The sequence below is a fragment of the Neisseria dentiae genome (assembly GCF_024580525.1).
Taxonomy (GTDB): domain Bacteria; phylum Pseudomonadota; class Gammaproteobacteria; order Burkholderiales; family Neisseriaceae; genus Neisseria; species Neisseria dentiae_A.
The window spans coordinates 1-424 of record NZ_JANIKQ010000077.1 but is presented as its reverse complement, the minus strand read 5'-3'; the positions used below and the strand labels follow the sequence as shown (position 1 = coordinate 424).

Annotated in this window: 1 protein-coding gene; it reads left to right on the top strand. The window is 70.0% G+C overall.

The features are described 5' to 3' along the window. Positions 1 to 424: ABC transporter ATP-binding protein (locus NQ012_RS12935; RefSeq protein WP_257067978.1), on the top strand; the 424-nt coding region annotated here is incomplete at both ends.

Here is a 424-nt window from a genome sequence, read left to right as displayed (position 1 = left end):
GCGTGTGCCTGGTGCCCGAGCACCGCGGCATCTTCCGGCTGCTCACGGTGGAAGAGAACCTGCTGCTGGGCCAGCGCAGGCAGTCGCCCTGGCAGCTGGCCGACATCTACCGCATCTTCCCGCGCCTGAAGGAGCGCCGCACCAACGGCGGCGGGCAGCTCTCGGGCGGCGAGCAGCAGATGCTGGCCATCGGCCGCGCGCTGATGAACGCGCCGCGCCTGCTCATGCTGGACGAGCCCGTGGAAGGCCTGGCGCCCGTGATCGTCGAGGAGATCGTGTCGCAGCTGCAGGCCATCAAGGCCGCGGGCGTGGCCATCCTGCTCGTGGAGCAGAACCTCGAGGTCTGCACCCAGCTAGCCGACCGCCACTACATCATCGAGCAGGGCGCCGTCGTGCACGAGGCCCGCAACGCCGACTTCCTGGC